At 33.0% G+C, this 25,181-nt stretch carries 15 protein-coding genes; 7 read left to right on the top strand and 8 right to left on the bottom strand.

The window, feature by feature from the left end; genetic code table 11:
• Nucleotides 1-39: 39 nt before the first annotated feature.
• Nucleotides 40-3,240 carry a PA domain-containing protein gene (locus ACFSSB_RS09865; protein WP_379903687.1) on the top strand — a complete coding sequence of 1,067 codons (3,201 nt, stop codon included), beginning with the start codon at nt 40-42 and terminating at the stop codon, nt 3,238-3,240.
• A gap of 356 nt (nt 3,241-3,596) precedes the next feature.
• Here ACFSSB_RS09865 and dxs read toward each other — a convergent pair whose 3' ends face one another.
• On the bottom strand, nt 3,597-5,363 hold the full coding sequence (gene dxs, locus ACFSSB_RS09860) for a 1-deoxy-D-xylulose-5-phosphate synthase (protein WP_379903685.1): 1,767 nt from the start codon (nt 5,361-5,363) through the stop codon (nt 3,597-3,599).
• A gap of 93 nt (nt 5,364-5,456) precedes the next feature.
• Here dxs and ACFSSB_RS09855 point away from each other — a divergent pair, with 93 nt between their 5' ends.
• A complete protein-coding gene (locus ACFSSB_RS09855) occupies nt 5,457-5,906 on the top strand; it encodes a nucleoside deaminase (protein WP_379903683.1) in 450 nt (149 codons plus the stop codon).
• A 231-nt stretch (nt 5,907-6,137) separates the two neighbouring features.
• Here ACFSSB_RS09855 and ACFSSB_RS09850 read toward each other — a convergent pair whose 3' ends face one another.
• From ACFSSB_RS09850 to aspS, 3 genes are read right to left on the bottom strand one after another with little or no spacing between them, the layout of a single operon-like run.
• A complete protein-coding gene (locus ACFSSB_RS09850; RefSeq protein WP_379903681.1) occupies nt 6,138-6,386 on the bottom strand; it encodes a hypothetical protein in 249 nt (82 codons plus the stop codon).
• 48 nt (nt 6,387-6,434) lie between these two features.
• Nucleotides 6,435-8,225: a chloride channel protein gene (locus ACFSSB_RS09845; protein ID WP_379903679.1), complete on the bottom strand. Its 1,791-nt coding sequence runs from the start codon at nt 8,223-8,225 to the stop codon at nt 6,435-6,437.
• A 44-nt stretch (nt 8,226-8,269) separates the two neighbouring features.
• A complete protein-coding gene (gene aspS / locus ACFSSB_RS09840) occupies nt 8,270-10,024 on the bottom strand; it encodes an aspartate--tRNA ligase (protein WP_379903677.1) in 1,755 nt (584 codons plus the stop codon).
• A 193-nt stretch (nt 10,025-10,217) separates the two neighbouring features.
• Between aspS and ACFSSB_RS09835 the strand changes: the two genes are divergently transcribed.
• The 3 genes from ACFSSB_RS09835 to ACFSSB_RS09825 all read left to right on the top strand — a co-directional run bounded on the left by ACFSSB_RS09835 (nt 10,218) and on the right by ACFSSB_RS09825 (nt 16,798).
• Nucleotides 10,218-12,842: a TonB-dependent receptor gene (locus ACFSSB_RS09835; RefSeq protein ID WP_379903675.1), complete on the top strand. Its 2,625-nt coding sequence runs from the start codon at nt 10,218-10,220 to the stop codon at nt 12,840-12,842.
• A 250-nt stretch (nt 12,843-13,092) separates the two neighbouring features.
• Complete coding sequence (locus ACFSSB_RS09830) at nt 13,093-15,969, top strand: TonB-dependent receptor (RefSeq protein ID WP_379903673.1); 2,877 nt, start codon at nt 13,093-13,095, stop codon at nt 15,967-15,969.
• Nucleotides 15,970-15,976: 7 nt separating this feature from the next.
• Nucleotides 15,977-16,798: a hypothetical protein gene (locus ACFSSB_RS09825; protein WP_379903671.1), complete on the top strand. Its 822-nt coding sequence runs from the start codon at nt 15,977-15,979 to the stop codon at nt 16,796-16,798.
• Nucleotides 16,799-16,877: 79 nt separating this feature from the next.
• Here ACFSSB_RS09825 and ACFSSB_RS09820 read toward each other — a convergent pair whose 3' ends face one another.
• The 4 genes from ACFSSB_RS09820 to ACFSSB_RS09805 form a co-directional block, all read right to left on the bottom strand.
• Complete coding sequence (locus ACFSSB_RS09820) at nt 16,878-20,366, bottom strand: efflux RND transporter permease subunit (RefSeq protein WP_379903669.1); 3,489 nt, start codon at nt 20,364-20,366, stop codon at nt 16,878-16,880.
• Between the two features lie 77 nt (nt 20,367-20,443).
• Nucleotides 20,444-21,616 (bottom strand): efflux RND transporter periplasmic adaptor subunit, encoded by a 1,173-nt coding sequence (locus ACFSSB_RS09815; protein ID WP_379903667.1) that lies wholly within the window; start codon nt 21,614-21,616, stop codon nt 20,444-20,446.
• A 22-nt stretch (nt 21,617-21,638) separates the two neighbouring features.
• Entirely contained in the window at nt 21,639-23,006 is a 1,368-nt protein-coding gene (locus ACFSSB_RS09810; RefSeq protein WP_379903665.1) for a TolC family protein, read from the bottom strand.
• 4 nt (nt 23,007-23,010) lie between these two features.
• The gene (locus ACFSSB_RS09805) at nt 23,011-23,616 is read right to left on the bottom strand and encodes a TetR/AcrR family transcriptional regulator (RefSeq protein ID WP_379903663.1); all 606 of its coding nucleotides are present in this window, start codon (nt 23,614-23,616) and stop codon (nt 23,011-23,013) included.
• A gap of 158 nt (nt 23,617-23,774) precedes the next feature.
• Between ACFSSB_RS09805 and ACFSSB_RS09800 the strand changes: the two genes are divergently transcribed.
• On the top strand, nt 23,775-24,749 hold the full coding sequence (locus ACFSSB_RS09800; RefSeq protein ID WP_379903661.1) for a polyprenyl synthetase family protein: 975 nt from the start codon (nt 23,775-23,777) through the stop codon (nt 24,747-24,749).
• A 79-nt stretch (nt 24,750-24,828) separates the two neighbouring features.
• On the top strand, nt 24,829-25,179 hold the full coding sequence (locus ACFSSB_RS09795) for a hypothetical protein (protein WP_379903659.1): 351 nt from the start codon (nt 24,829-24,831) through the stop codon (nt 25,177-25,179).
• Nucleotides 25,180-25,181: the final 2 nt, after the last annotated feature.

The following is a 25,181-nucleotide window of genomic DNA, read 5'->3' as shown; positions in this document are numbered from 1 at the left end:
TAGTTTCATTATATTTGCTTTTACTACAAAAAATAAATTATGAAAAAGATTACCTATCTATTAAGTGTTTTTTTTGTTTTCCTTTTAGTTGGATGTAATTCTAACGAAGAATCGAAAAAAGATGTAACACAATTAAAAGAATTACATGCTAAAAATTTAGCAAAAAGCCCTTTTACTGAACGACTTGAGTTAAGTAAAACAGAAAGAAAAGAACATAGATTAACGCCTAACAAGTACAATGAACAAATGTGGGAGTTAACTATGAATCCTGAATTAGGAAGACCAACTCCAGAAAAAGTTGCAGAAATTCAAAAAGAACTTTTAGAGCAAAGAGCTAATAGCTTAGCTGCAGGAAGAGTTCCTGGTGATGCAATGGATAATGGATGGGTTTCTCGTGGACCAAACAACGTAGGAGGAAGAACAAGAGGAATCATGTTTGATCCTAATGATACTTCTAACAATACCGTATTTGCTGGAGGTGTTAGTGGTGGTTTATGGAAAAACACTAATATTTCTAGTGCGTCTTCAGAATGGGTAAGAGTTGGTATTCCAGAAAACTTAAGTGTTTCTGTTCTTACTTACGACCCGAATAACACACAAATCTTTTACGCAGGTACAGGAGAGAGTTATACTGCTGGAGATGTTTCAGGAGATGGTGTATGGCAATCTACAGATGGAGGGAATACTTGGGCAAGAATTTTTGGAGGTATCTCTGGAGATACTTACTTTGTTTCTGCTTCTAATATTACTGTAAATTCACCAGCAAGTATTTCTGGTAATTACCAGTCTTACCCAACAACAAATTTTGGTCCTGCAATTGACAGTGTAGTTACAGGAGACTTAATTTTAGCAAATGATACAACAGGTGGTGAGCCTACAGAAGCTTGTGGCGAATTTGGACCAAGTGCTACTGGAAAAATAGCTTTAATACGTAGAGGAGAATGTGCCTTTGTAGAAAAAGTGAAAAATGCGCAAATTAATGGTGCTATAGGAGTTATTATGATGAATAATGTTCCTGGAGAACCTGTACCAATGGGAGGAACAGATGCTACAATAACAATTCCTTCAGTAATGATATCTCAAGCAGATGGTGATATTTTAGAAGCTGCTTTAGCTTCTGGAACAGTAAATGCTTCATTAAACCCAACAAGTGGAGACTTTACAGCACTTGTAGTGCCAGGAGCTCAACATATTAATGATATTATTGTTGTAGATAACAATGGTGTATCTGATGTTTATGTTGCTGCTGGAGAAGGACTTTATAGTGCATCTAATGCAGGAACTACTGTAGGTGGTGATGCTTACGGTTTATACAAGTCTTCTGATGCTGGTGCAAACTGGGCAGAAATAAACGTGCCTTTAACTGCAGATGGAAACAAACACGAACCTAATGATTTAGATTACGATGGTAATGGTAATATTTGGTTAGCTACTACAAGAAGTGCACTTTATGGTGATGGTGGTGGTATGGTATTTATCTCTGAAGATAATGGTGCTACTTTTGAAGAAAGATATGTGGTTCCAAATGGAGTAAGAACGCAAGTAGCAGCTTCTAAATCTTCAACACAAGTATATGTTTTAGCAGAATTAAGTAATACAGGTGATACGGATTACAAAGTGAGTCTTACATCGTCTCCTGTTGGTTTCTTTCCTTCTTTTCTTACTTCTGGTAAAAGTGTGCCTAATGATTCTGAGCCTTCAATTACGCAATTTGACTTTACAAGAGGTCAGGCGTTTTATGATTTAATGATAGCAATTGATCCTAGCAACGATAATACAATATACCTTGGAGGTATTGATTTGTTTAAAAGTAATAATGGAGGAACTACCTATACGCAACTTTCACACTGGTATGGTGGTTTTGGTCATCAATACGTTCATGCAGATCAACACGTAGCTGTTTTTGCTCCTGGTGATTCAAACAAAATGATGTTTGGTAATGATGGAGGTGTGTATTATTCTGATGATGCAGGTACAACTATTGAAGATAGAAATAATGGTTTTGTAACTTCTCAATTTTACACGGTAGGTGTGGCTCCAACAACCGCTTTAACTGGTGATTATTTTGTTGGTGGTTTACAAGATAATGGTACACAACTTTTTCAAAATGCTAATCCTACAGGAACAGATAGTTCTACAGAGCCTTATGGTGGTGATGGTGCATACTCTTTCTTTGATCAAGATGGTACAGATAGATATTTTATAAGAAACTATGTATATAATAGTGGTGTTAATTTGCGTCATTTAAATGCAGATGGAACGCTAGGAGATAACGTTACTATAAATGCTGAATCTGATAGTAATGGTGCTTTTATAAATCCTCAAGATTTAGATTCTAATTTAGATATCTTATATTCTAATTATTCTGCAACAGAAGTTATTATTAAAAGATATTCTGGTATTAAGTCTGCTGCTACTTTAACAAGTACAGATTTAACAGATGCAGTAGAGTTAACAGCAACACCAACTGCTTTTAAAGTGTCACCTTATACTACAACATCTTCTAAGTTATTAGTAGGTACTGTTTTAGGAGATGTTATTTTAGTAGAGAATGCTAATACTGCTTCACCAACTTGGACGAACTTAGATAATAATGTAATGGTTGGTAGTATTTCAGATATTGAATACGGTCAATCTGAAGATGAAATTTTTGTAACAATTCATAACTATGGTGTTCAAAATGTATGGTACTCTGGTAACGGAGGAACTACTTGGGAACCTAAAGATGGTAACTTACCTGATTTACCAGTTAAAACAATTTTACAAAACCCATTAAACTTAGAAGAAGTAATTATTGGTACAGAGTTAGGTGTATGGTATACTACTAACTTCTCTGATGTTTCTCCTACATGGACACAAGCTTATAATGGTATGAGTAATGTAAAAGTATTAGATCTAGATTTAAGAGATGATAATATGGTATTTGCTGCTACTTATGGTCGTGGTATTTTCTCAGGACAATTTACACCAGACTCTTTAAGTATTGATGAAAATACAGAAAGTACATTTAGTATTTTCCCTAACCCATCTAATGGAACTATAAACATTAAAGTTGCTCAAGATTACGGTAAGGTGCTTGCTTCTATTTTTGATATGAATGGTAAGAAAGTATATTCTTCAGAATTATCATTAAATCAACAATCTACGATCAATGCTAATCATTTAGCTACAGGTATGTATGTGTTGAAAATTCAAGGAGCTAACTTTTCACATGCTGAAAAATTAATAATCAAGAAATAAGTAGAATACCTACTTGTTTATTAAAAAGTGCCACTTTTAAGTGGCATTTTTTTTTATGTTATATTTTGAGTAAATGGTTTAAAAATAGGAGTTTTTATAAGGAAGAGAGGAGCGGTTTTATGTGTTTTGTAGGATAATACTACTTTTAATCGATATTAATTGATTAAGTTTATATTCCAAATCTTGAAGTTTTAATAATGTTGTTTCTTAGAAAACATAAAAAATTAAATGATGAAAAAAAACCTACTCGGAGCTCTTGTTATTTGTTTTGTGCTCTTCGCTTGTATATTAGTAATTAACGAAATAATGCAGGATAGTGCATCTCAAATGGAAAGTGATACCTATTATGTTACCGATTAGTAAAGCGCTTTAATTTTGTTGGCTATACTTATAGCATCTAATTGTAATTCTTTTTGTAGTTCTAAAGTGCTTCCTTGGTGTATAAAGGTATCTGGTATACCTAATATGCTAATTTTGTTTTTATAATTGTTTTCTGCTAAAAACTCTACTATAGCACTTCCAAATCCACCATGTATAACGCCATCTTCTAGTGTAATTATAGTTTGGTGTGTTTTGCATATGTTGTGTAGTAAAGCAGTATCTAGAGGTTTAATAAACTGCATGTTGTAATGTGCAACCTCTATATCTTTACTAACTAACTGTATGGCTTCTGTTGCAATACTAGCCATAGTACCAATGCTTAAAATAGCTATGTCTTTACCTTTTTGTAAGCAAAGCCCTTTACCTATTTCTATTTTGGTAAAAGGTTGTTTCCAGTCTATAATTTTACCTCTTCCTCTTGGGTATCTAATGGCGATAGGTAATTTTAAACCCAATTGTGCAGTATACATGATATTGCGTAAATCAATTTCATTTCTTGGTGCATAAGTAATAAGGTTAGGTATGCATCTTAAATAGGCTAAATCAAAAACACCATGGTGTGTAGCGCCATCTTCACCAACCAATCCAGCTCTGTCTAAACAAAAAATGACAGGTAGTTTTTGTAAAGCAACATCGTGTATAATTTGATCATAAGCACGCTGTAAAAAGGTAGAGTATATGTTGCAAAAAGGAATATAGCCTTGTGTTGCCATTCCTGCAGCTAAAGTGACTGCATGTTGCTCTGCAATACCAACATCTAAAGCGCGTTCAGGAAATTCTTGCATCATGTATTTTAAAGAGCTTCCTGTTGGCATGGCAGGTGTTATACCAATTATCTTTTTGTTTTTTCTTGCTAGCTCAACCATAGTGTGCCCAAAAACATCTTGAAATTTAGGAGCTTCAATGGTATTTGCTTTTACGTGTAGTTCTCCAGTTTTTGCATTAAATTTACCTGGAGCATGATACCTTACTTGGTCTTCTTCGGCTTGTTTTAGTCCTTTTCCTTTAGTGGTAATAACGTGTAAAAACTTAGGTCCTTTAACTTTTTTTAATCTTTCTAGTTCTAGAATTATAGCAGGTAAGTCATGTCCATCTATAGGTCCAGAATAATTAAAATTTAGTGCTTCAAATATATTATCCTGTTTTTGTGTTCCTTTTTTAACATTGGTTAAATATTGTTTTAAAGCACCAACACTTGGGTCTATACCAATAGCATTGTCGTTTAAAATAACGAGTAAGTTGGCAGAGGTAACACCAGCGTGATTTAAGCCTTCAAAAGCCATTCCGCTTGCAATAGAAGCGTCACCAATAACAGCAATGTGTTGTTTGTTTTTTTCTCCTTTTAATTGTGAAACAAGAGCCATGCCTAGCGCTGCAGAAATAGAAGTAGAAGAATGTCCAACACCAAAAGCGTCATAAATGCTTTCTTCTCGTTTTGGGAATCCAGAAATACCTCCTAACTGCCTATTGGTATGAAAAGTGTTTTTTCTGCCTGTAAGTAGTTTGTGTACATAGGCTTGGTGGCCAACATCCCAAACCAATACATCGTCTGGTGTGTTAAATACATAATGTAAGGCAATGGTAAGTTCTACTACACCAAGACTTGCGCCTAAGTGGCCTTCTTTGGTTGCAACAATATTAATTATAAATTCACGTAATTCTTTGGCTAGAGCAGGTAGTTGTTCTTGCTTTAAAAGACGTAAATCTTTAGGGTAATTTATATGGTCTAGTATCTTACTCATGAACTACAAATGTAATATTTGAAAATGATACTCTTACTAATAACATTTGAAATTGTATTTTTACCATAATTATTAATGTAATACTAGTTAACAATGATTAATCCTTTTGATGATACTTATTTTATGCGAAAAGCACTTCAGGAAGCAGAAGCTGCTTTAGAAAAAGGAGAGATACCTGTTGGTGCTGTTATTGTTGTAGAAGATAGAATAATAGCTAGAGCACATAATTTAACCGAGTTGTTAAATGATGTAACTGCGCATGCAGAAATGCAGGCTATTACTGCTGCTGCTAATTTTTTAGGAGGTAAATATCTTAAAAACTGTACGCTTTATGTAACCTTAGAGCCTTGCCAAATGTGTGCAGGAGCTTTGTATTGGAGTCAGATTTCTAAAATTGTTTATGGTGCTACAGATGCACATAGAGGTTGTGGTGTGATGAAAACTACCTTACACCCAAAAACCGAAATTGTAGGTGGTGTTTTAGCAAAAGAAGCTGCTGCTATTATGAAACGCTTTTTTGTTGAAAAACGAAATTTGAATTAAGACGTTGCTTATAATAATACAAGCGTTTTCTTTTTTTTTGGTAATATCCTTGGCAGATTGATGCATTAGCGATAGAAACGGCATCCTTTTTTGTTTTTAATACTGTTTGTTAAAATGCAATATATTCTGCATTAAAGGATTTGTGAAGGAGCAAAATAAGTGTGTTACAAAAAAGATATAGTGTATAGCGCGACGCTTTGTAGCTTTTCGCGAAAAAGGGGAATGCCCTAATTATAATTTTCTAGTATCTCCTTCGCGTTTACGCATTTTATCAAGGTTTTCTTTATTGAGCATATAGTCGTTGATGTCTTTGTTTTTCCATCTGTAATACGAAAACAATGGGAATACAATTAAAAATAAACCTACCACACCAAAGCCTATTAATTTTTGCGAATAGGGAAGGTTTAATGCAAAGCCAGAAACGATACTTGTTAAAGAAGCTACAAAAGCTATAAATGTTATGATTTTTATGGGTTTCATGGTTTTAAGTAATGCCTATATTTTGCGTTTAACGCGTCTATTAGATTGTTAGGTTGTAAAATTAATCAATTCACGACGGTAAGCAGTTAATAATTTAGATTTTGATATAAAACCAATGTATACACCGTTTTTTACTACAGGTAAATTCCAGGCGTTACTTTCGTGGAATTTTTTCATTATAGTAGTCATTTTATCTTTTTCTATATTAATAATCTCAGGAGGGTTTTGCATGACATCTATTGCAGTTACTTCGTTATAAAGTGTTTGGTCAAACATAATAGATCTAATATCATCTAGTAAAATAATACCTTTAAGTGTTTTATATTTTTCATCGATAACAGGAAAAATGTTTCGGTTAGATTTTACAACGGCTTGCTCAATGATTTCTCCTAAAGTCATTTTAGTAGTAACAGGTTTAAAGTTAGTTTCAATAACTTTATTTATATCCATTAAAGTTAAAACAGCATGGTCTTTGTCGTGTGTTATGAGTTCTCCTTTTCTGCCTAATTCCATAGTATATACAGAGTGAGGTGCAAAATGTTTTGTAATACCAAATGAAATAGCAGACGTAATCATTAAAGGTATAAATAGGTCGTAACCACCAGTAAGTTCTGCAATTAAAAAGATAGCAGTTAAAGGTGCTTGTAAAATTCCTGCTAATAAGCCAGTCATGCCAACAAGCGTAAAATTGCTTTCGGAAACAGGTGTGCTAAACAATCCGCAATTGTTTATAATTTTAGCAATGCAGTTTCCCATAATGCTTCCCATGAAAAGTGTAGGTGCAAATATACCACCAACACCACCAGCGCCAAAAGTAAGAGCACTAGCTATCACTTTAAAAAATACAAGACCTGCTAAAAGTAGAATAACAGCCCAAACATTGGTTAAATCTAAATGCAGAAAATTATTTACCAAGGCTTTTTCTGGATTTCCGGCAATGAGGCTGTTCATGATATCAAAACCTTCACCATAGAGTGGCGGAATTAAATATACAAGCACACCAATAGCAGCACCACCAAAAAGAAGTTTTTTAAGAGGTGTATTTATTTTGTCAAAAAGTTTTTGCACTCTTTCATAAACTTCATTAAAGTATATGGAAGTAAACGCAGCGCAAACACCTAAAAACATGTAAAAAGGAACGTCTGAAATAATAAATTTATCCTCAATTCTAAAAGGTAGTAAGATGTCATCACCAAAGAAAAAATACGAAGTAAGAATCGCAGAAAGCGATGCTAAAAGCAAAGGTAGCATAGACACAATAGTTAGATCTAAGCTAAAAACTTCTATGGCAAAAATGATGGCAGCAATAGGAGCCTTAAAAATGGAAGATAGCGCTCCTGCAGCAGCACAACCAATTAATAAGGTTTTTGTTTTTTGGTTCATTCTAAACAGCCTGGAAATATTAGAGCTAATTGCTGCACCTGTGGCAACAGCAGGTCCTTCTAGTCCTACAGAACCACCAAAACCAATAGTAACAGGAGCTGTAAGTATAGAACCAAACATTTGATAGCTTTTTATGATTCCTTTACGTTTGGCTATTGCGTGTAAAGTAGAAGGTATACCATGGCTAACTTTTGCCCTAATGATATACTTGATAATTAATAACACGAGTATAAAACCAATGGTTGGAAATAGAAAATAAAAAGCCTGATGGTAATATTGTACCAATCGGGTTTCTAATAAATGCTGAATAAAGTGTGTTAGGTTTTTTAATATTACAGCACCAACACCAGAAGTAAAACCAACTAAAGCACTTAAAAAATATACAAACTGTTTATTTGAGATGTGCTTGGTTCTCCAGATTAGTATTCTTTTTAATATTGGATGTTTTACTGGCATAGTTAAAACTACTAAAAAATCCTGCAATTAGCAGGATTTTTAATTTATGATTTTAAGTTTAGCTTTAAATTTAGCTCTGTTAGTTGTTCCTCATCAATAGGAGCAGGAGCATCTATCATGACGTCTCGACCAGAATTGTTTTTTGGGAAAGCAATAAAGTCTCTAATAGTTTCTTGGCCTCCTAAAATAGCTACTAGTCTGTCTAGACCAAAAGCGAGTCCACCATGAGGTGGTGCACCATATTCAAAAGCATCCATTAAAAAGCCAAATTGTGCTTTTGCTTCTTCTTCAGTAAAACCTAAATGTTTTAACATGATACCTTGTGTTTTCTTATCGTGAATTCTAATAGAACCACCACCAATTTCGTTTCCGTTTAAAACTAAATCGTAAGCGTTTGCTTTTACTTCACCAGGATTGGTATCTAGTAATTCTATTTGTCCTGGTTTAGGTGAAGTAAACGGATGATGCATGGCGTGGTAATTACCAGTTTCTTCATCAAGTTCTAATAATGGGAAGTCTATTACCCAAAGAGGAGCAAATACTTTTGGGTCGCGTAAACCTAAACGTGTTGCTAACTCCATACGTAAGGCGCTTAGTTGTGCTCTTACTTTATTGGTGTCACCAGATAGTACACATATTAAATCGCCAGGTTTAGCTCCTGTAACTTCTGCCCATTTGGCTAAGTCTTCTTGGTTGTAAAATTTATCAACAGAAGATTTAAAGCTTCCGTCGTCATTATATCTACAGTATACCATTCCTAAGGCACCAATCTGCGGACGTTTTACCCAACTAATAAGTTTGTCAATTTCTTTTCTGGTATATGTGTTTCCGCCAGGAACAGCAATACCAACTACTAGTTCTGCATTGTTAAAAACGCCAAAGTCTTTATGTTGCGCAACTGCATTTAGCTCTCCAAACTCCATTCCGAAACGAATGTCTGGTTTGTCATTTCCGTATAAACGCATCGCGTCATCATATAGCATTCTTGGAAATTTTTCTATTTCCACACCATTGATTTCTTTTAATAGGTGACGTGTTAAACCTTCAAAAGCATTTAAAATGTCTTCTTGGTCTATAAATGCCATTTCGCAGTCTATCTGTGTAAATTCTGGCTGTCTGTCTGCACGTAAGTCTTCGTCTCTAAAGCATTTTACAATTTGAAAATACTTATCCATACCACCAACCATAAGCAATTGCTTGAAGGTTTGAGGAGATTGAGGTAAGGCGTAGAATTGGCCTTCGTTCATTCTGCTTGGTACCACAAAATCACGAGCACCTTCTGGTGTAGATTTTATTAAATAAGGAGTTTCTACTTCTATAAAACCTTCTTTAGCTAAATAGTTTCTAACTTCTTGAGTTACTTTAGATCTAAAAATAAGGCTGTCTTTTACAGGGTTACGTCTAATATCTAGGTAACGATATTTCATACGTAATTCTTCTCCTCCATCGGTATCATCTTCTATAGTAAAAGGAGGTAAAAGTGCTTCGTTTAAAATGGTTAATTCAGAAACTAAAATTTCTATGTCACCAGTAGACATTTTAGGGTTTTTAGATGCACGTTCAATAACGGTTCCTTTTACTTGAATAACAAATTCACGACCTAATTTTTGTGCTTGTTCTAAAAGGCTTTTTGAAGTGCGTTCTTCATCAAAAACTAATTGTGTAATTCCGTATCTATCTCGTAAATCTACCCAAACAATAAATCCTTTGTCTCTAGATTTTTGTACCCAACCTGCAAGTGTTACTTCTGTATTTGTATGTGATGCATTTAGCTCACCACAATTATGACTTCTATACATAAAATTTTATTTGAAGTGCAAATTTAACATTTATATTTTGACTATAATTACTTATTTTAAAACAAATTAATTTCTTAATTTTTAACGAAAAAATAAAGAATATTGCTGTTGATTATTTTAAAAAATAAGAATTATATAAAAAATATGCGTAATTTGTTGTTATTTAGTAATGATTAATTAAAAACCAAAAATTATGATTAAAAACTACCTAGTAGCAATGATGCTTTTCTTTGGAGCTTCTCAAGTCATTGCACAACAGCAAATTAAAGGGAGTGTGTCTGATGATACAGGACCTATTCCAGGAGTTTCTGTAGTTGTAAAAGGAACAACTACAGGAACAACCACAGATTTTGACGGTAATTATAGCATTGCAGCTAATGATGGAGATGTGTTACTCTTTTCATATGTTGGTTATGAACCGCAAGAAATTGTAGTTTCTGGTAAGGTTATTAATGTAACCTTAAAATCTGGAGTTTCACTAGATGAAGTGGTTCTTGTTGGTAATAGAGCCAAGCCTAGAACTATTTTAGATTCTCCTGTGCCTATTGATAATATAGGTGTGGCAGAATTAAAAAATACAGGACAACCTACTGTAGATAAAATGTTAACCTATAAGGTGCCTTCTTTTAATTCTACCACTCAGGCTATTTCTGATGGTACAGCACATTTTGATCCTGCAGATTTAAGAGGTTTGGGTCCTAGTAGAACATTGGTTTTAGTAAATGGTAAAAGAAAAAATCAAAGTGCTTTGGTGTATATAAATGATACTCCAGGAAAAGGAGAGGTTGGTGTAGACTTAAAAAGTATTCCTGCGGCAGCTATTGAACGTATAGAGGTGTTAAGAGATGGAGCGTCTGCACAATATGGTTCTGATGCCATTGCTGGTGTTATTAATATGGTTTTAAAAAAGGATGTGGAGTTTACTACTGTAAGTGCAAAAGCAGGAGTAACTACTGAAGGAGATGGTTTTAATTTTGGTGCAGATTTAAATACTTCATTAAATCTTGGTAAAGAAGGAAGTTATTTAAATTTTACCCTTGGGTATTACCAACAAGAAGAAACCAATAGAGCAGGAACTCCAGGAAAAGATGATTTATTTGGTGTAGCTGCAGATGATCCTACTTTTGGTGATTGGTTATCTGAAAATCCAGATTTAGGAATGACTGTTGGGCAACCAGAATTAAAAATCATGGATATTTTTGTAAATGCAGGAGTGCCAATTGGAGATAAAGGTGCAGAGTTCTATACTTTTGGAGGATTGACCTATAGAACAGGAAAAAGTTTTGCGTTGTATCGTACTCCGTATTGGGTACAAGATCCTTATAATTTACTACATGAAGCTGGAACAGAATATCAAGGGTTTCAGCCTACTTTTGAAACCGATATTAGAGATAATAATATGACTGTTGGATTTAAATGGGATTGGTTAGGTTTTAATGTAGATTTAAGTGGTACATACGGAAGAAATGCTGTAGACTATGAAGTTAATAATACTTTAAATGTAGATTTAGGAGCTAATAGTCCTACCTCTTTTGAAGTAGGAGGTTATACCTTTAGTAATACACTGGCAAATTTAGATTTAAGTAGAGAATTAGGAGCGTTTGTAGTTTCTTTTGGTGCAGAAGTAAGAGGAGAGCGTTTTACTGCAAAACCAGGAGATTTTGCTTCTTATTATAATCCGTCAGGTGCAGGAGGAGCACAGTCTTTTCCAGGATTACAGCCTGCTAATGCTGTAAATGCCGATAGACATAATTATGGCGTTTATGGAGCCTTAGATTGGGAGCCAACCGAAAAGATTTTAATTGGTGGTGCTGTTCGTTATGAGGATTTTAGTGACTTTGGTGATAATACCTCATGGAAAATAAATGGTCGTTACTCATTAGGAGAAAAAGGAGCTATTAGAGCATCTTATAGTACAGGGTTTAGAGCGCCTTCATTACATCAAATTTATTTAAGTAATGTGCAAACATTAGTGTCTGGTGGTACTATTTCTAACCAAGGTACTTTTAATAATGTAGATCCAATAATTAGAGATGGTTTAGGTGTGCCACAATTAACAGCAGAAACTTCAAAAAATATTTCTGCAGGTATAACCTTTAAACCTATAAGTAATTTATCATTATCGCTAGATTTTTATAATGTAAAAGTAGATAATAGAGTGTTGTTTACTAATGAAATTGGTTTTGATGCGGATACAGCTAATACCAATCCTGTAGAGCAAATATTAATAGATAACTCGATAACAAGTTTAAAATTCTTTGTTAATGCGGTAAATACAAATACAACAGGTGTTGACTTGGTAGCTAATTATAGAAATATAGAACTAGGTAGTGGTAAACTAGGTGCAACGTTAGCTGCAAATTTTAATAATACAGATATTGATGGTAAAATTGATACTCCTGCACTATTAGAAGATAATGGATATGATATTTTTAATAGAAAAGAGCAGTCTAGGATTCTTTCTGCTAGACCAAAAACCAAAGTATTATTAGGCTTTGATTACGAAATAAATAAATGGAACTTGGCATTGAATAATACCTATTTTGGCGAAGTAACATGGCAGCATGCAACAGATGAAGATAAAGATCAAACTTTTGCAGGAAAAGTAATTACAGATTTAATATTTGGGTATCAGTTTAGTGATCGTCTTTCGGCATCTCTATCTGTAAGTAATTTATTAGATGTGTATCCAGATGAAATTGAAACTGGAGGAGATGTGGTTACAGATCTTGGTGGAAGATTTAAATATCCTTGGGAAGTAAATCAATTTGGTACCAACGGAACTACCATAAGTGGTGGATTAAATTTTAAATTCTAATGTCAAAGAATAAGTTATTTTAAAACAATGAAACTACAATTAGTAGAAGTAAAAAACAGAGAAGCTATCTTCTCTGTTTTTTTATGTTTTTAAGCTTCATTTTCTGTGTATTTTCATATGTGTAATAAATTATGATATTTTAACAATTATTATGTTAATAATTAAATTAATAGCTTTAAATGTTGTAGATAGTTTAAATTATTAGTAATTTTTGGTATTATTTATTATTAATCAATAAAAACCAAAAATTATGATTAAAAACTATCTAGTGGCAATGTTGCTTTTCTTCGGATTTGCACAAGTCGTTGCTCAACAGCAAATTACGGGAACCGTGTCTGATGATACAGGACCAATACCAGGAGCTTCTGTGGTTGTAAAAGGAACAACAACAGGAACAGTAACAGATTTTGATGGTAAATATACAATTGAAGCCAAAAATGGAGATACATTAATGTTTTCTTATGTTGGGTATGATGCCAAAGAAGTTATAGTAATAGGAAGCGTGATGGATGTAACGTTACAGTCTGGAGTTGCTCTAGAAGAAGTCGTTTTAGTTGGGTCTAGAAGATCAGGAAGAACTGTTTTAGATTCTCCTGTGCCAATTGATGTTATTGATGTGAAAGAGGTAGCGTCTCTTGGAGCGCAAACAACAGTAAATGAAATTTTAAATTATGTAGCGCCTTCGTTTACATCTAATGCACAAACCGTTTCAGATGGTACAGATCATGTAGATCCTGCATCTTTAAGAGGTTTAGGACCAGATCAAGTATTGGTTTTAATTAATGGTAAAAGACGTCATAAGTCTTCTTTAGTTAATGTAAATGGTACTGTAGGTACAGGTACTGTAGGTACAGATATGAACTCTATTCCTTCTTCTGCAATTGCTAAAATTGAAGTATTACGCGATGGTGCTGCTGCACAATATGGTTCAGATGCTATTGCTGGTGTAATTAATATTGTATTAAAAAAAGCAACTAATGAATTAACATTAAATGTAAATAGTGGTGCAAATATTAGTAAACATTCTGAGCAATATGATGAAGGTGGTATTGATGGTGAGAAATTTCAGATAGATGCTAACTATGGTGTAGACTTAGGTAAAAATGGAGGTTATATTAACTTTACAGGTTCTTTAGAAAATAGAGGAGCTACAAATAGAAGTGATTCTATGGGACAGCCTATATTTACTATGTTTGATGTTGCTGCTAGAAACTTAGGTTATGAGCAGGCGTATAATATGAATCCAGGAGCTCTAGCTAGTTATGTTGCTGGTTTAGATCCTACTTTACAAGCAGTGTATGATCAAGGGGTTGCTAATGGTGATTCTTATTTAGATATTATAGCATCCGATGGTGTTACTTTTGGAGGTGATACTTCAAATCCTGCTCCAATTACAGAATATGAGTTGGCACAAAGAGGTTTAACTCGTGATGATTTTAGAATGAAAATCGGGCAATCTAAACTACGAGGCGGAAAGTTTTTAATGAATATGGAGTTGCCTTTAGATGATTCAGGATCTGCTGTGTATACTTTTGGTGGTATTAGTTTTAGAGATGGTTTAGGTGCTGGTTTTTACAGAAGACCTGCTTATACTGATGGTAGAGGAAATCAAGAAGCATTACCAAACGGTTTTTTACCACATATAGCATCTAAAATTATTGATAAGTCTTTAGCTGCAGGAATTAAAGGTAAAATTGGGGATTGGGATGTTGATTTTTCTAATACCTATGGTACTAATAGTTTCGATTTTACTATTGAAAATACTGTAAATGCTACTTTAGGTACTTCCTCTCCTAGAGAGTTTGAGGCAGGAGGTTTTTCTTTTGCGCAAAACACTACAAACCTAGATATTTCTAAATTTTATGAAGATATGTTTTCAGGATTTAACGTGGCTTTTGGTGCAGAGTATCGTGTAGAAAATTACCAATTAATAGCTGGTGAAGAAGCTTCTTGGGCTAGTTATGATGTTAATGGAGAAATAGTAACAGGAAGTACGTCAGATGCAGATTTAGTAACAAGCTATTTTGGAAATGTTGTTCCTGGAGGAGCACAAGTTTTTCCTGGATACAGGCCAGAAAACGAAGTAAATCAAAACAGAAATAGTTATGCTGGTTATGTAGATTTAGAAGCAGATATTACCGAAGCATTTTTACTAAGTACTGCTTTTAGATATGAAAATTACAATGATTTTGGAGATACCTTTAACTGGAAACTAGCTTCTAAATATAAGTTTTCAGATGATTTTGCAGTAAGAGCAGCGTACAGTACAGGTTTTAGAGCGCCAGATTTACATCAAATTTATTTTAATGCAACAGCAACACAGTTTGTTGGTGGTATACCAATAGAGCAAGGTACTTTTGCAAACAATAGTAGATTGGCACAATTGCTAGAAATACCAAGCTTAAAAGAAGAAACTTCTAAAAACTTTAGTTTAGGGTTTACTGCTAAATTACCAGATTTAGGATTGAAATTTACAGTAGATGGTTATATCGTTAATGTAGAAGATAGAGTAGGATTAACTAGAAGTTTTGCTCCTATAGATGCAGAATCTCAAGAGTTATTTGATAACGCTTCTGCTACTGCTGCTAAATTTTTTACAAACGGATTTGATTTAGATAATAAAGGTATAGACCTTGTAATAGCACATAATATGGCTTTAGGTAAAGGGGATTTAACCAACAATCTTTCTGCTACCTTTAGAGAGGTGGAGGTTAAAAATGTAAAAGAAATTCTTGGTGAAGAAATTTTAGACGAAACCCTAAAAGGATACATTGAAGATGCAATGCCAAGAACAAAAGTAAATTTAACCAATACCTATAAATGCGAAAAATGGAATGTTATGCTTCGTAATGTATACTTTGGTTCGGTAAACGATCCAGATTTTAGAGGTACTGCAACACCTGTAGAATATGGTGCTAAAATTGTAACCGATTTATCTGCTTCGTATGACTTAATGGATAATTTAAAAATAACAGCAGGAGCTAATAACCTGTTTGATATTTATCCAGACGAAGTGCCTTTTGAAGATTCTCAATATGGTGATCAATTTATCTTTTCTAGAAGAACTTCGCAATTTGGATTTAATGGTCGTTATGTATTTGGTAGATTAACTTTCACTTTAAAATAAAAAAACTATGAAAAATATAAAATCAATTTATAAAATATGCTTGCTGCTAGCCGTTGTGTTTGTGGTGAGTTGTGATGATAGTGACGACGTTAATGATGTTGTTTCACAAATAGACACTGGTTTTGATACCAATAATACCGTGTTTTTTAATAACGATACAGATTCTGCAGATATTTATACAGGTACCAATATTTTAAATGAATTAAATATTAGTGCGATAAGTGAATTGGCAACAGATACTAATGTGGTTTTTAGTGTAACCTTTCAAGACGGAACAGCTGCAGTAGAAGGAACAGATTATGCGGTTAATGACGGAATGATAGCTTCTGGATCTCAAGAAGGAACAGGAAGTGTTGTGTTTTATAATTTAGGAAACTATGAGGTTTCTATAGTAAGTAATGATGGTACAAGTCTAGATAATACACCTTCAAAACTTATATATAAAGTAATACCAACAGTTACTTTTTCTATTGTTTGGGCAGATGCTTTTTATGATTATGATATGTTTTATCTAGACGGATTTGATGCTTCCTTAGGCGATGTGTATACTAATGGAATTCCGGAAGGGTTAACAACTTTAGGTTATAGTGGTGGTATTTCTAATATGGAGTCTGTAACCATATTATCTACAGATTTAGTAGGTGAAACCTATTTGTATTTAGAAGATTATTATAATGATAATGCTAGTATAGATGTTACTTTAACGGTTGCAATTCAGGATGGTGCTAGTACAGATTTTCCTATTGTAATGGATATGGATAAATATGTTTTTAAAGTAGAAGGAACAGAAACAGATTCTGGTGTTACTTTTACCTATGAAGTATTGTAGAAACGTTGTTTGTATACTATAAAAAAATCCGAAGCATATGTGCTTCGGATTTTTTTTATTTAAACAATTATAAAAAGGTTTATTCTTCTGTAATTACTTCTGTTGTTTTTCCTTTTTTTAGTAACCACATTTTAAATTTTGTAACTAAGTAGAACAGGATAGGAACTACAATTAGTGTTAAGAAAGTAGCTATTAGTAAACCGTAAATTACAGTCCATGCTAATGGTCCCCAAAAAACAACATTGTCTCCTCCCATATATATGTGCGGATTAAACTCACTAAAAAGTGAAAAGAAGTTGATATTTAAACCAATAGCTAAAGGTATTAAACCAAGTATAGTAGTAATTGCAGTTAGTAACACAGGACGTAAACGTGCTTTTCCTGCTCTTACAATACTTTCAAATAAATCATCAGGCTCTAAGTAAGCATCTGCATCTAAATGTAATTCTTCTTTTTTTCTGTCTATTAAAAGTTGTGCATAATCTAGTAGTACCACACCATTATTTACAACAATTCCTGCTAAAGAAATGATACCAACCATAGTCATCATGATAACAAAAGCACTTCCTGTAATAACAATACCACCAAACACACCAATAAAGCTCAAGAAAATAGCAAGCATGATTATTGTTGGTTTTGAAATAGAGTTAAATTGAAAAATTAATATGAAGAAAATTAAACCAAGTCCAGTAAAAAATGCGCCAACTAAAAAAGACATTTGTTTGTTCTGTTCTTCTATTTGGCCTGTGTAATCTACCTTAATGTTTTCTGGTAAACCTTCATAGTTTTTCATTTCATTTTGAATCTGGTTAACAATTACTCCAGCATCTGTATAGCCAGGAGAAAGTGCAGAGTAAACGGTTACTACACGTTTGGTGTCTTTGTGCTTAATAGCATTAAAACCAGAGTTGTTCTCGTATTTTGTTACAGCAGAAACAGGAACACTTTTTAATTGACCTGTATTGTCTCTAAAGGTTATGTTTTGATTAAAAAGAGCGCTTGTATTATATCTGTTGTCTTCGTTAAAACGTACATAAATATCAAAATCATCACCATCTTCTTTATAGATTCCTGCTTTAGAACCAAAAATAGAATTACGTAATTGTTGTCCTACTTGCGAAGAGCTAACACCTAGTTCTCCTGCTTTTTTACGATCTACAGTAACACGCATGGTAGGCTTGTCTTTGTTTACGTCAATTTTAAGTTCATCAATACCAGGAATGTTTTTGGTATTAATAAATTCACGCATGTTTTCTGCTGTTGCAATTAGTTCATTGTAATCTTCTCCTTCAATTTCAATATTAATAGGAGATCCAGCAGGAGGACCATTTTGGTCTTTTTCAACAGATATTAAAACTCCAGGATAAATACCAACCAAAGAGGTTTGTACTTTTTGTCTTAAAAGCTCACTGTCTTCTCCTCTTCTGTATTTGTATTCTCGCATAGAGGCCGTAATTTTTGCCTTATGTGGTGTTTCTGCTGCAGAACCCATATCTGTTTGTGCGTTTCCTGCACCAGCGCCAACTTGAGAAACGGCACTTTCTACCATGAAATTGTAACCGTTATCCATATACTGCTCATTGTTTAAAACCGTTGCAACACGTTTTTCTATCTCTTTAGTGATAGCGTTTGTTTTTTCAATAGCAGTTCCTTCAGGATATTCTATATATACAATAATCTGGTTAGGCTTGTTGTCTGGAAAGAATTCTACTTTAGTACGTTGCGAACTTAAAGAAGCTCCAAAAGCAATAAAGGAAAATATTAATAAAACAAAAGTACCAATACTTAAAACATAAGGCATTTTACCAGAAAGTGCGTTACGCAGTTTACGCTCATACCAGTTTTCTAATCGTACTAAAGTTTTGGTTTGAAAACTATTTGCCCATTTACGTATAAACCATCGGTATAACCAAAGCATAATTGCTGTAAATAGCATTAAACTACCAAGTCCTTTATAAGCACCACCAAATAGTAAGATTAATACACCAAAGATTGCAACAATACTAGTGGTTTTAATAATTTGCTTTAAAGGCATGTCTTTATCTTCAATACTCATGAATTTAGAAACTAAAACCGAGTTAAAGAAGATAGCAACAAATAAAGAGGAACCTAAAACTACAGATAGTGTAATAGGTAAAATCATCATAAAATCTCCCATAATTCCTGGCCATAAACCTAATGGGATAAAAGCAGCAACAGTAGTTGCTGTAGATATTATAATAGGAAAAGCAATTTCGCCAATTCCTTTTTTAGCAGCTTCAATTCTGCTCATGCCTTCTTCATCCATCAACCTATAAACGTTTTCAACAACCACAATTCCGTTGTCTACTAGCATACCAAGTCCCATGATTAATCCAAAAAGCACCATGGTATTTAAACTGTGACCTAAAAAGTTTAATATCATTAAAGACATAAACATAGACATAGGAATAGCAAATCCTACAAAAAGTGCGTTTTTAAATCCTAAAAAGAACATTAAAACGGTAACTACTAAGATGATCCCGAAAATAATATTGTTTACCAAATCATCTACTTGACCAATGGTTTTAGGAGATTGGTCATTAGTGATGGTTACTTTTAAATCTTGAGGAAATACATTATCTATAGCGTCTTGAACAATTACTTGTATTTGTTCTGCTGCAGCTACCATGTTTTTACCAGCACGTTTTTTTACGTCAAGCATAACAACAGGTTCGCCAAACTCACGTGCAAATGTGGTTTTGTCTTCTTCTTTAAAAGTAACCGTTGCTATTTCTTTAAGGTAAATGGCATTGCCATTTTCTGCTTTAACTACAAAGTTTTTAAGCTCAGAAGGTTTTTCAATTTCTCCTAATATTCTAATGGTACGTCTTTGTCCACTTGTAATTAAATTACCTGCAGACATCGTTACGTTTCCACTTTTAATAGCGCCAATTACATCGTTAAAAGTAACATTGGCAGCCATCATTTTATAAATATCTACAGCTACTTCTACTTCTTTGTTTTGAGCACCACGAATGTCTGCTTTTTTAATTTCTTGTATATCTTCAATTTCTTCTTGAAGGTATTCTGCAAAGTCTTTTAATTTTTCTACAGGATAATCTCCAGAAATATTAATATTTAGAATAGGCATTTCTTCAGAAAGACTTAAATCAAATACATCTGGTTCTATTTTAGCTTCGTTAAAAGTAGGCCAATCTTCTCCAGAAGTTTCGGTGTCTATTTCGTCTTTTACTTTTAGCTTTGCTTGTTCTACAGTAATGTTTTCATCAAACTCTACAACAACCATCGAGTAGTCTTCTTGTGATGTTGAGGTGATTTCTACTACATTACTTATCGATTTTAATTTATCTTCTAAAGGATCTGTTATAAGCTTTTCAATGTCTTCTGCTGTGTTACCAGGAAAAACAGAGCTTACATATATTTTAGTTTCATTAACCTCTGGAAAATTTTCTCTTGGCATGCTAAAAAAAGCAGAAACACCAATATAAAATATAACAGCAATAAGCGCATACATAGTAGTCTTATTGTTAATTGCCCAAGAGGATAAGCTAAACTCCTTATCTGTATTTTTTTTATTTGTACCCATGGATGGAAAGTATATTCGTTAAACAGTTTATAGCCTTTTGTTTTAATAAACGTCAAGGCTATGCACTGGAAACTTTTTTAATAATTAATCACTTTAACGGTTTGCCCATCTTTTACGCTACGAGCACCTTCTTTAATAATTTCTGCGTCATTTTCAATTCCTTCTAAAACTTCAATAACATCTCCTTGCGTTCTTCCTGTTTTAATGATGACTTTTTTAGCAACACCTTCTTTGTTTTCGTTTTTGTCATTTACAACATAAACATATTGCTCACCTTCTGCATTTTCAGAAATAATACTTTGCGGAATTAACACTGCATTTTCATTGGTGTAATCATTAATTTTAAGCTTTGCTGTTAAGTTTGGTTTTATAGACTTATCTTTATTAGGAATAGCAACTTCTATTTTAAAAGTTCTATTTGTTGGGTTTATAAAATCTCCTGCTTGACGTACATTGGTTTCAACCGTTTTACCTAAAACAGGAAACTCTGCAGTAACCTCTTTTCCTTTGGTAATGTTAGTAATATAAGCTTCTGGTACATCTGTTTCTATGTACATTTCATCTAGATTAACAATACGTATTAATGGTGATTGTCCTGCGGCAACAACACTACCTTGTTCGGTAATAACATCATCTATAGTTCCTGAAAAAGGAGCTTTTACATTGGTTTTGTTTAGTTGTTGTTGTAGTTGGTTTACTGCTTGTGTTTGTGCTTCGTAATTAGATTTTGCTTGTAGGTATTGTATTTCACTTCCTATCTTTTGATTCCAAAGTCTTTCTTGACGCTCAAAAGTAGTTTTTGCTAAATCTGCTTGAATTTGTAATTGGGTTAACTGTTGACTTAGTCCACCATCATCAATTTTAGCTAACAATTGACCTTTTGTAACTTTTTGTCCTTCTTTTACGTATATTTTAGAAAGTATACCATTGTATTCTGGGTAGATTACAATCAGGTTCTTGGTAGTTACGTTACCTTGAATTTCTAGTACGTGTTTAAATACTTCATGCTTTGCAGTAAATGTGGTTATTAAAGGTACTTTTCTAACAGTATCTAGTTTAGAAATGGCTTGGTCTAATAAGGTAATTTTATCATGAATAATCTTTTGATCATCTACAAGTTCTGTGCGTTTAGCTCTTATTTTTTCTAGATTTTCGGTTGCTAAAATATTTTCTACAGAATTTTTCTTTTTCTCGCCTCCGCATGAAACAGTTAAAAGGGTAAGTAAGAATAGTGAATATATATTTTTCATTATAGTGTGTTTTCTGATTGTTTTAGTTTTTAGGTATTTCATTTAAAACAGTTTCTAATTCTGCTTTTTTATTTATAACATCTAGCATAGCTTGTAATAATTCTTGCTGTGCTGTGTATAGTTGTGTTTGCGCTTGACGTAAATCGAAACTTGAAGAAATACCTTCAAAAAATTTGATTTGATTTTTTTGTTCAATGCGTTCTGCAAGATTTAAGTTCGATTTTTTATTTTCATAATCTTCTATAGCAAATTGGTAATCGCTTTTAGCAGCAGCAATTTGTAGTTTTAGTTGTTGCTGTGTTTCTGTTAGATCATCTTGTGCTTTTTCAAGGTTTACTTTTGCTCTTTGTGTAGAAGCGCTACGCATGCCAGAGCTAAATATTGGTATGTTTAAGCTTACACCAAATAAGGAAGAGCCAAACCATTTTTGGTCACTGTTTGTAAAGTGAAATTTTTCATTGTAAGCAGCGTAACCTCCATTTATAAAAGCGTCTAAAGTTGGTAAAGCTTTACTTTTTTCTAGTTTAAGTAATAACTCTTTAGAGGTTTTATCATTTACAGCTATTTTATAATCTACATTATTTTCAACATTTTCATCTGCATCTAATAAGCTAATAACAGTGTTGAAGTTAGCTAAGCCTTCTAAGTTATCTGTTAATGTAGTAGGAGTGTTTACCTCTAGGCCAACCGTAATGTTAAACATTTGGTATGCTAGTTTTTTTAGTCTTAGGGTGTTTTGTAATTGGCTTTGTACTCCAGAAAGTGTAATTTGTAGTTGTTCTACGCTTTCTTCTTCTTCTAAGCCATTTTCATATATTTTAGTAATTTCAAAAATATTTTTTTCTAAAACAGCAATGTTTCGGTTTAAAACAGCAATGGTTTCTTCGGTTAGTAATACATTTCCGTAGGCGTTTATAACTGCTTTTCTTACTTCTAAATCGGTTTTCTCTTTTGCGTTTTTAGAAATTTCTAAAAATACTTTGGCAGATTGTAAACCAACTAAATACGAACCATCAAACAGTTTTTGTGTTAATGTTGCGTAAGCAGTAGTGCTTTGTTTTGTACCAAATACTGCAGGAAATTGATCGTTAACTCCTAGTCCTAATTCATTTCTTGTTGCGTCAGATAATAAGCTAGCAGGAAGAAGCGATACTTGTTGCTTTAGCCAGTTTTGGTAATCTACACTTGCGTTTATTTGTGGTAAGCCTGTTGCTGTAGTTTCCCATTTTTGTAATTTGGCTGCTTTAATATCACGAGCTGCATTTTTTGCAGTTCTGTTATTTTCTAAAGCATAATCTATTGCATCTTGCAAACTAAAGCTTGTTGTTGTTTCTTGCGAAAAAACTACTGCTGTTATTAAAAAGAATAGAAGTGTGATTCTTTTTTTCATTCGTTTATGATTGATTGGTTTTTATAAATTTGTTTAATGTTAAAAGCCCATTTTCATTACATATAGCTCTTAAATGGTATTCTAGATAACTTTCCATTAAATAGTCTAGCGTAAATAATTGGGAAGGAAAAATAGTATTGTCTTTAATTCCTGTCATGCCATTAAAGTACATTCTAGAAATAAAATCTATATCTATATTAGGACGATATAAACCTGTTTCGACGCCTTTTTTAATGCTTTCTTTAACCGATTTATGCATTTTTTCAAATTGCTTTAAATGTAGGTTTTTGTATATTTTAGGATAGTATTTTTTTAATTGGTACTGTGGTGATGTTTTTTCCTTTTGTAAATACTGCATGACAAACATTTTAATGTCATACAATTCTTCAATTGGGTTGTGTGATGCGTTGCAAATGCAATCTATTCCGTCACAAATATTCTCAAATATATTTAAAGTAGTAGCTTCAATTAATTTGGTTTTGTTAGCAAAGTGCTGATAAATTGTTTTTTTAGATATGCCCAATTCATTGGCTATATCATCCATGGTAACGCTTTTAAAACCTAGTTCTAAAAACAGTTCTCCAGATTTTTGTATAATTCTTTCTCTCATTGTCATAGTGCTATTAAATGCAAAAGCTTTTTTTTAATGCGTTGCAAAGGTACGTTAGGAAACTTTAAAAACAAAAAAAGTTTCCTAAGTATTTATAATTTCTTAACATTTACTAAAAGAATTGCTTTGAATTTTTATAATTCACTTATTTTTGCAGGATGCAAAACATCCTATTTTATCAAGAAGCATTTGTTTCCTATTTAGAGAAATTTGTTTCTAAACGAGAACCAGAAACACTATATAACCCTATTCATTACATATTAGAGTTAGGCGGAAAAAGATTGCGTCCTGTTTTAACTTTAATGACAGCAGAAATCTTTAATAGTGATTATAATAAAGCCTTAGACGCTGCTTTAAGTATTGAGGTTTTTCATAATTTTTCTTTAGTTCATGATGATATTATGGATGATGCTCCTTTACGAAGAGGTAAAGAAACAGTACATGAAAAATGGAATATAAATACAGGTATTCTCTCTGGTGATGCTATGCTAATTTTAGCATATCAGCTTTTTGAAAACTATAATCCAGAAACTTTTCAGGCGTTAGCTAAACTGTTTAGTAAAACAGCATTAGAGGTTTGTGAAGGACAACAATATGATGTAGATTTTGAAACGCGTGATGATGTTACTATAGCAGAGTATTTAAAAATGATTGAATATAAAACCGCTGTTTTGGTTGGTGCTGCTATGCAAATGGGAGCTATTGTTGCAGAAGCTAATAACGAAGACCAAAACACCATTTACCATTTTGGTAAAAATTTAGGTATTGCTTTTCAATTACAAGATGATTATTTAGATGCTTTTGGTGATCCTAAAACTTTTGGAAAACAAGTAGGAGGTGATATTATTGAAAATAAAAAAACGTATTTATATTTAAAAGCATTAGAATTTTCTTCAGAAGAAGATCAAATACAATTGCAACATTTGTTTAGTATCAATCCTAAAGATGCTTCTGATAAAATTGAAGCGACAAAAGAAATATTTATTACAAGTGGTTCTGCCGAAGCAACAAAGCAAGCTATAGCAATGTATACCAATAAAGCGTTTTCGGTTTTAGAAAGTTTACATATTTCTGAAGAAAACAAAGCAGCATTAATACAATTTGGTAATCAATTAATGAATAGAACGGTTTAATATCCTTCCTGAAAAGATTGGATCCTTACTATATAAAAACCAAATTAAAATAGAAACCTGTTGTGCAGGAAGGATAACAATGAAGCTACCAGCAACTTTTAATGATTTAATAGAAGAAGCAAACCAACTTGCTCTTTATAAAAAGCTAATACAACAGCTTAATAAAGATTTTCTTTTTGCGAATATAGATTTAGATTTTGATGAAGAAATACTACCATCAAGTTTAAAATTGTTACTTCATGAAGAGGTGTACAGACTTATTCAAGAAAAATTTGCCGATTATTTAAACCTCCTTTATATTATAGATGTGCCAGAAAAACAAGTCAAAGCCTTAAATGGTAATGATACTGTTAAACTAGCAGAAGATGTAGCCTTTTTAATATTAAAGCGCGAATGGCAAAAAGTATGGTTTAAAAATAAGTACAGCTAGTT

Origin of the sequence: Lacinutrix gracilariae, from assembly GCF_042684485.1 — a bacterium.
GTDB lineage: Bacteria > Bacteroidota > Bacteroidia > Flavobacteriales > Flavobacteriaceae > Oceanihabitans > Oceanihabitans gracilariae.
This window is presented reverse-complemented; position numbering and strand designations above follow the sequence as displayed.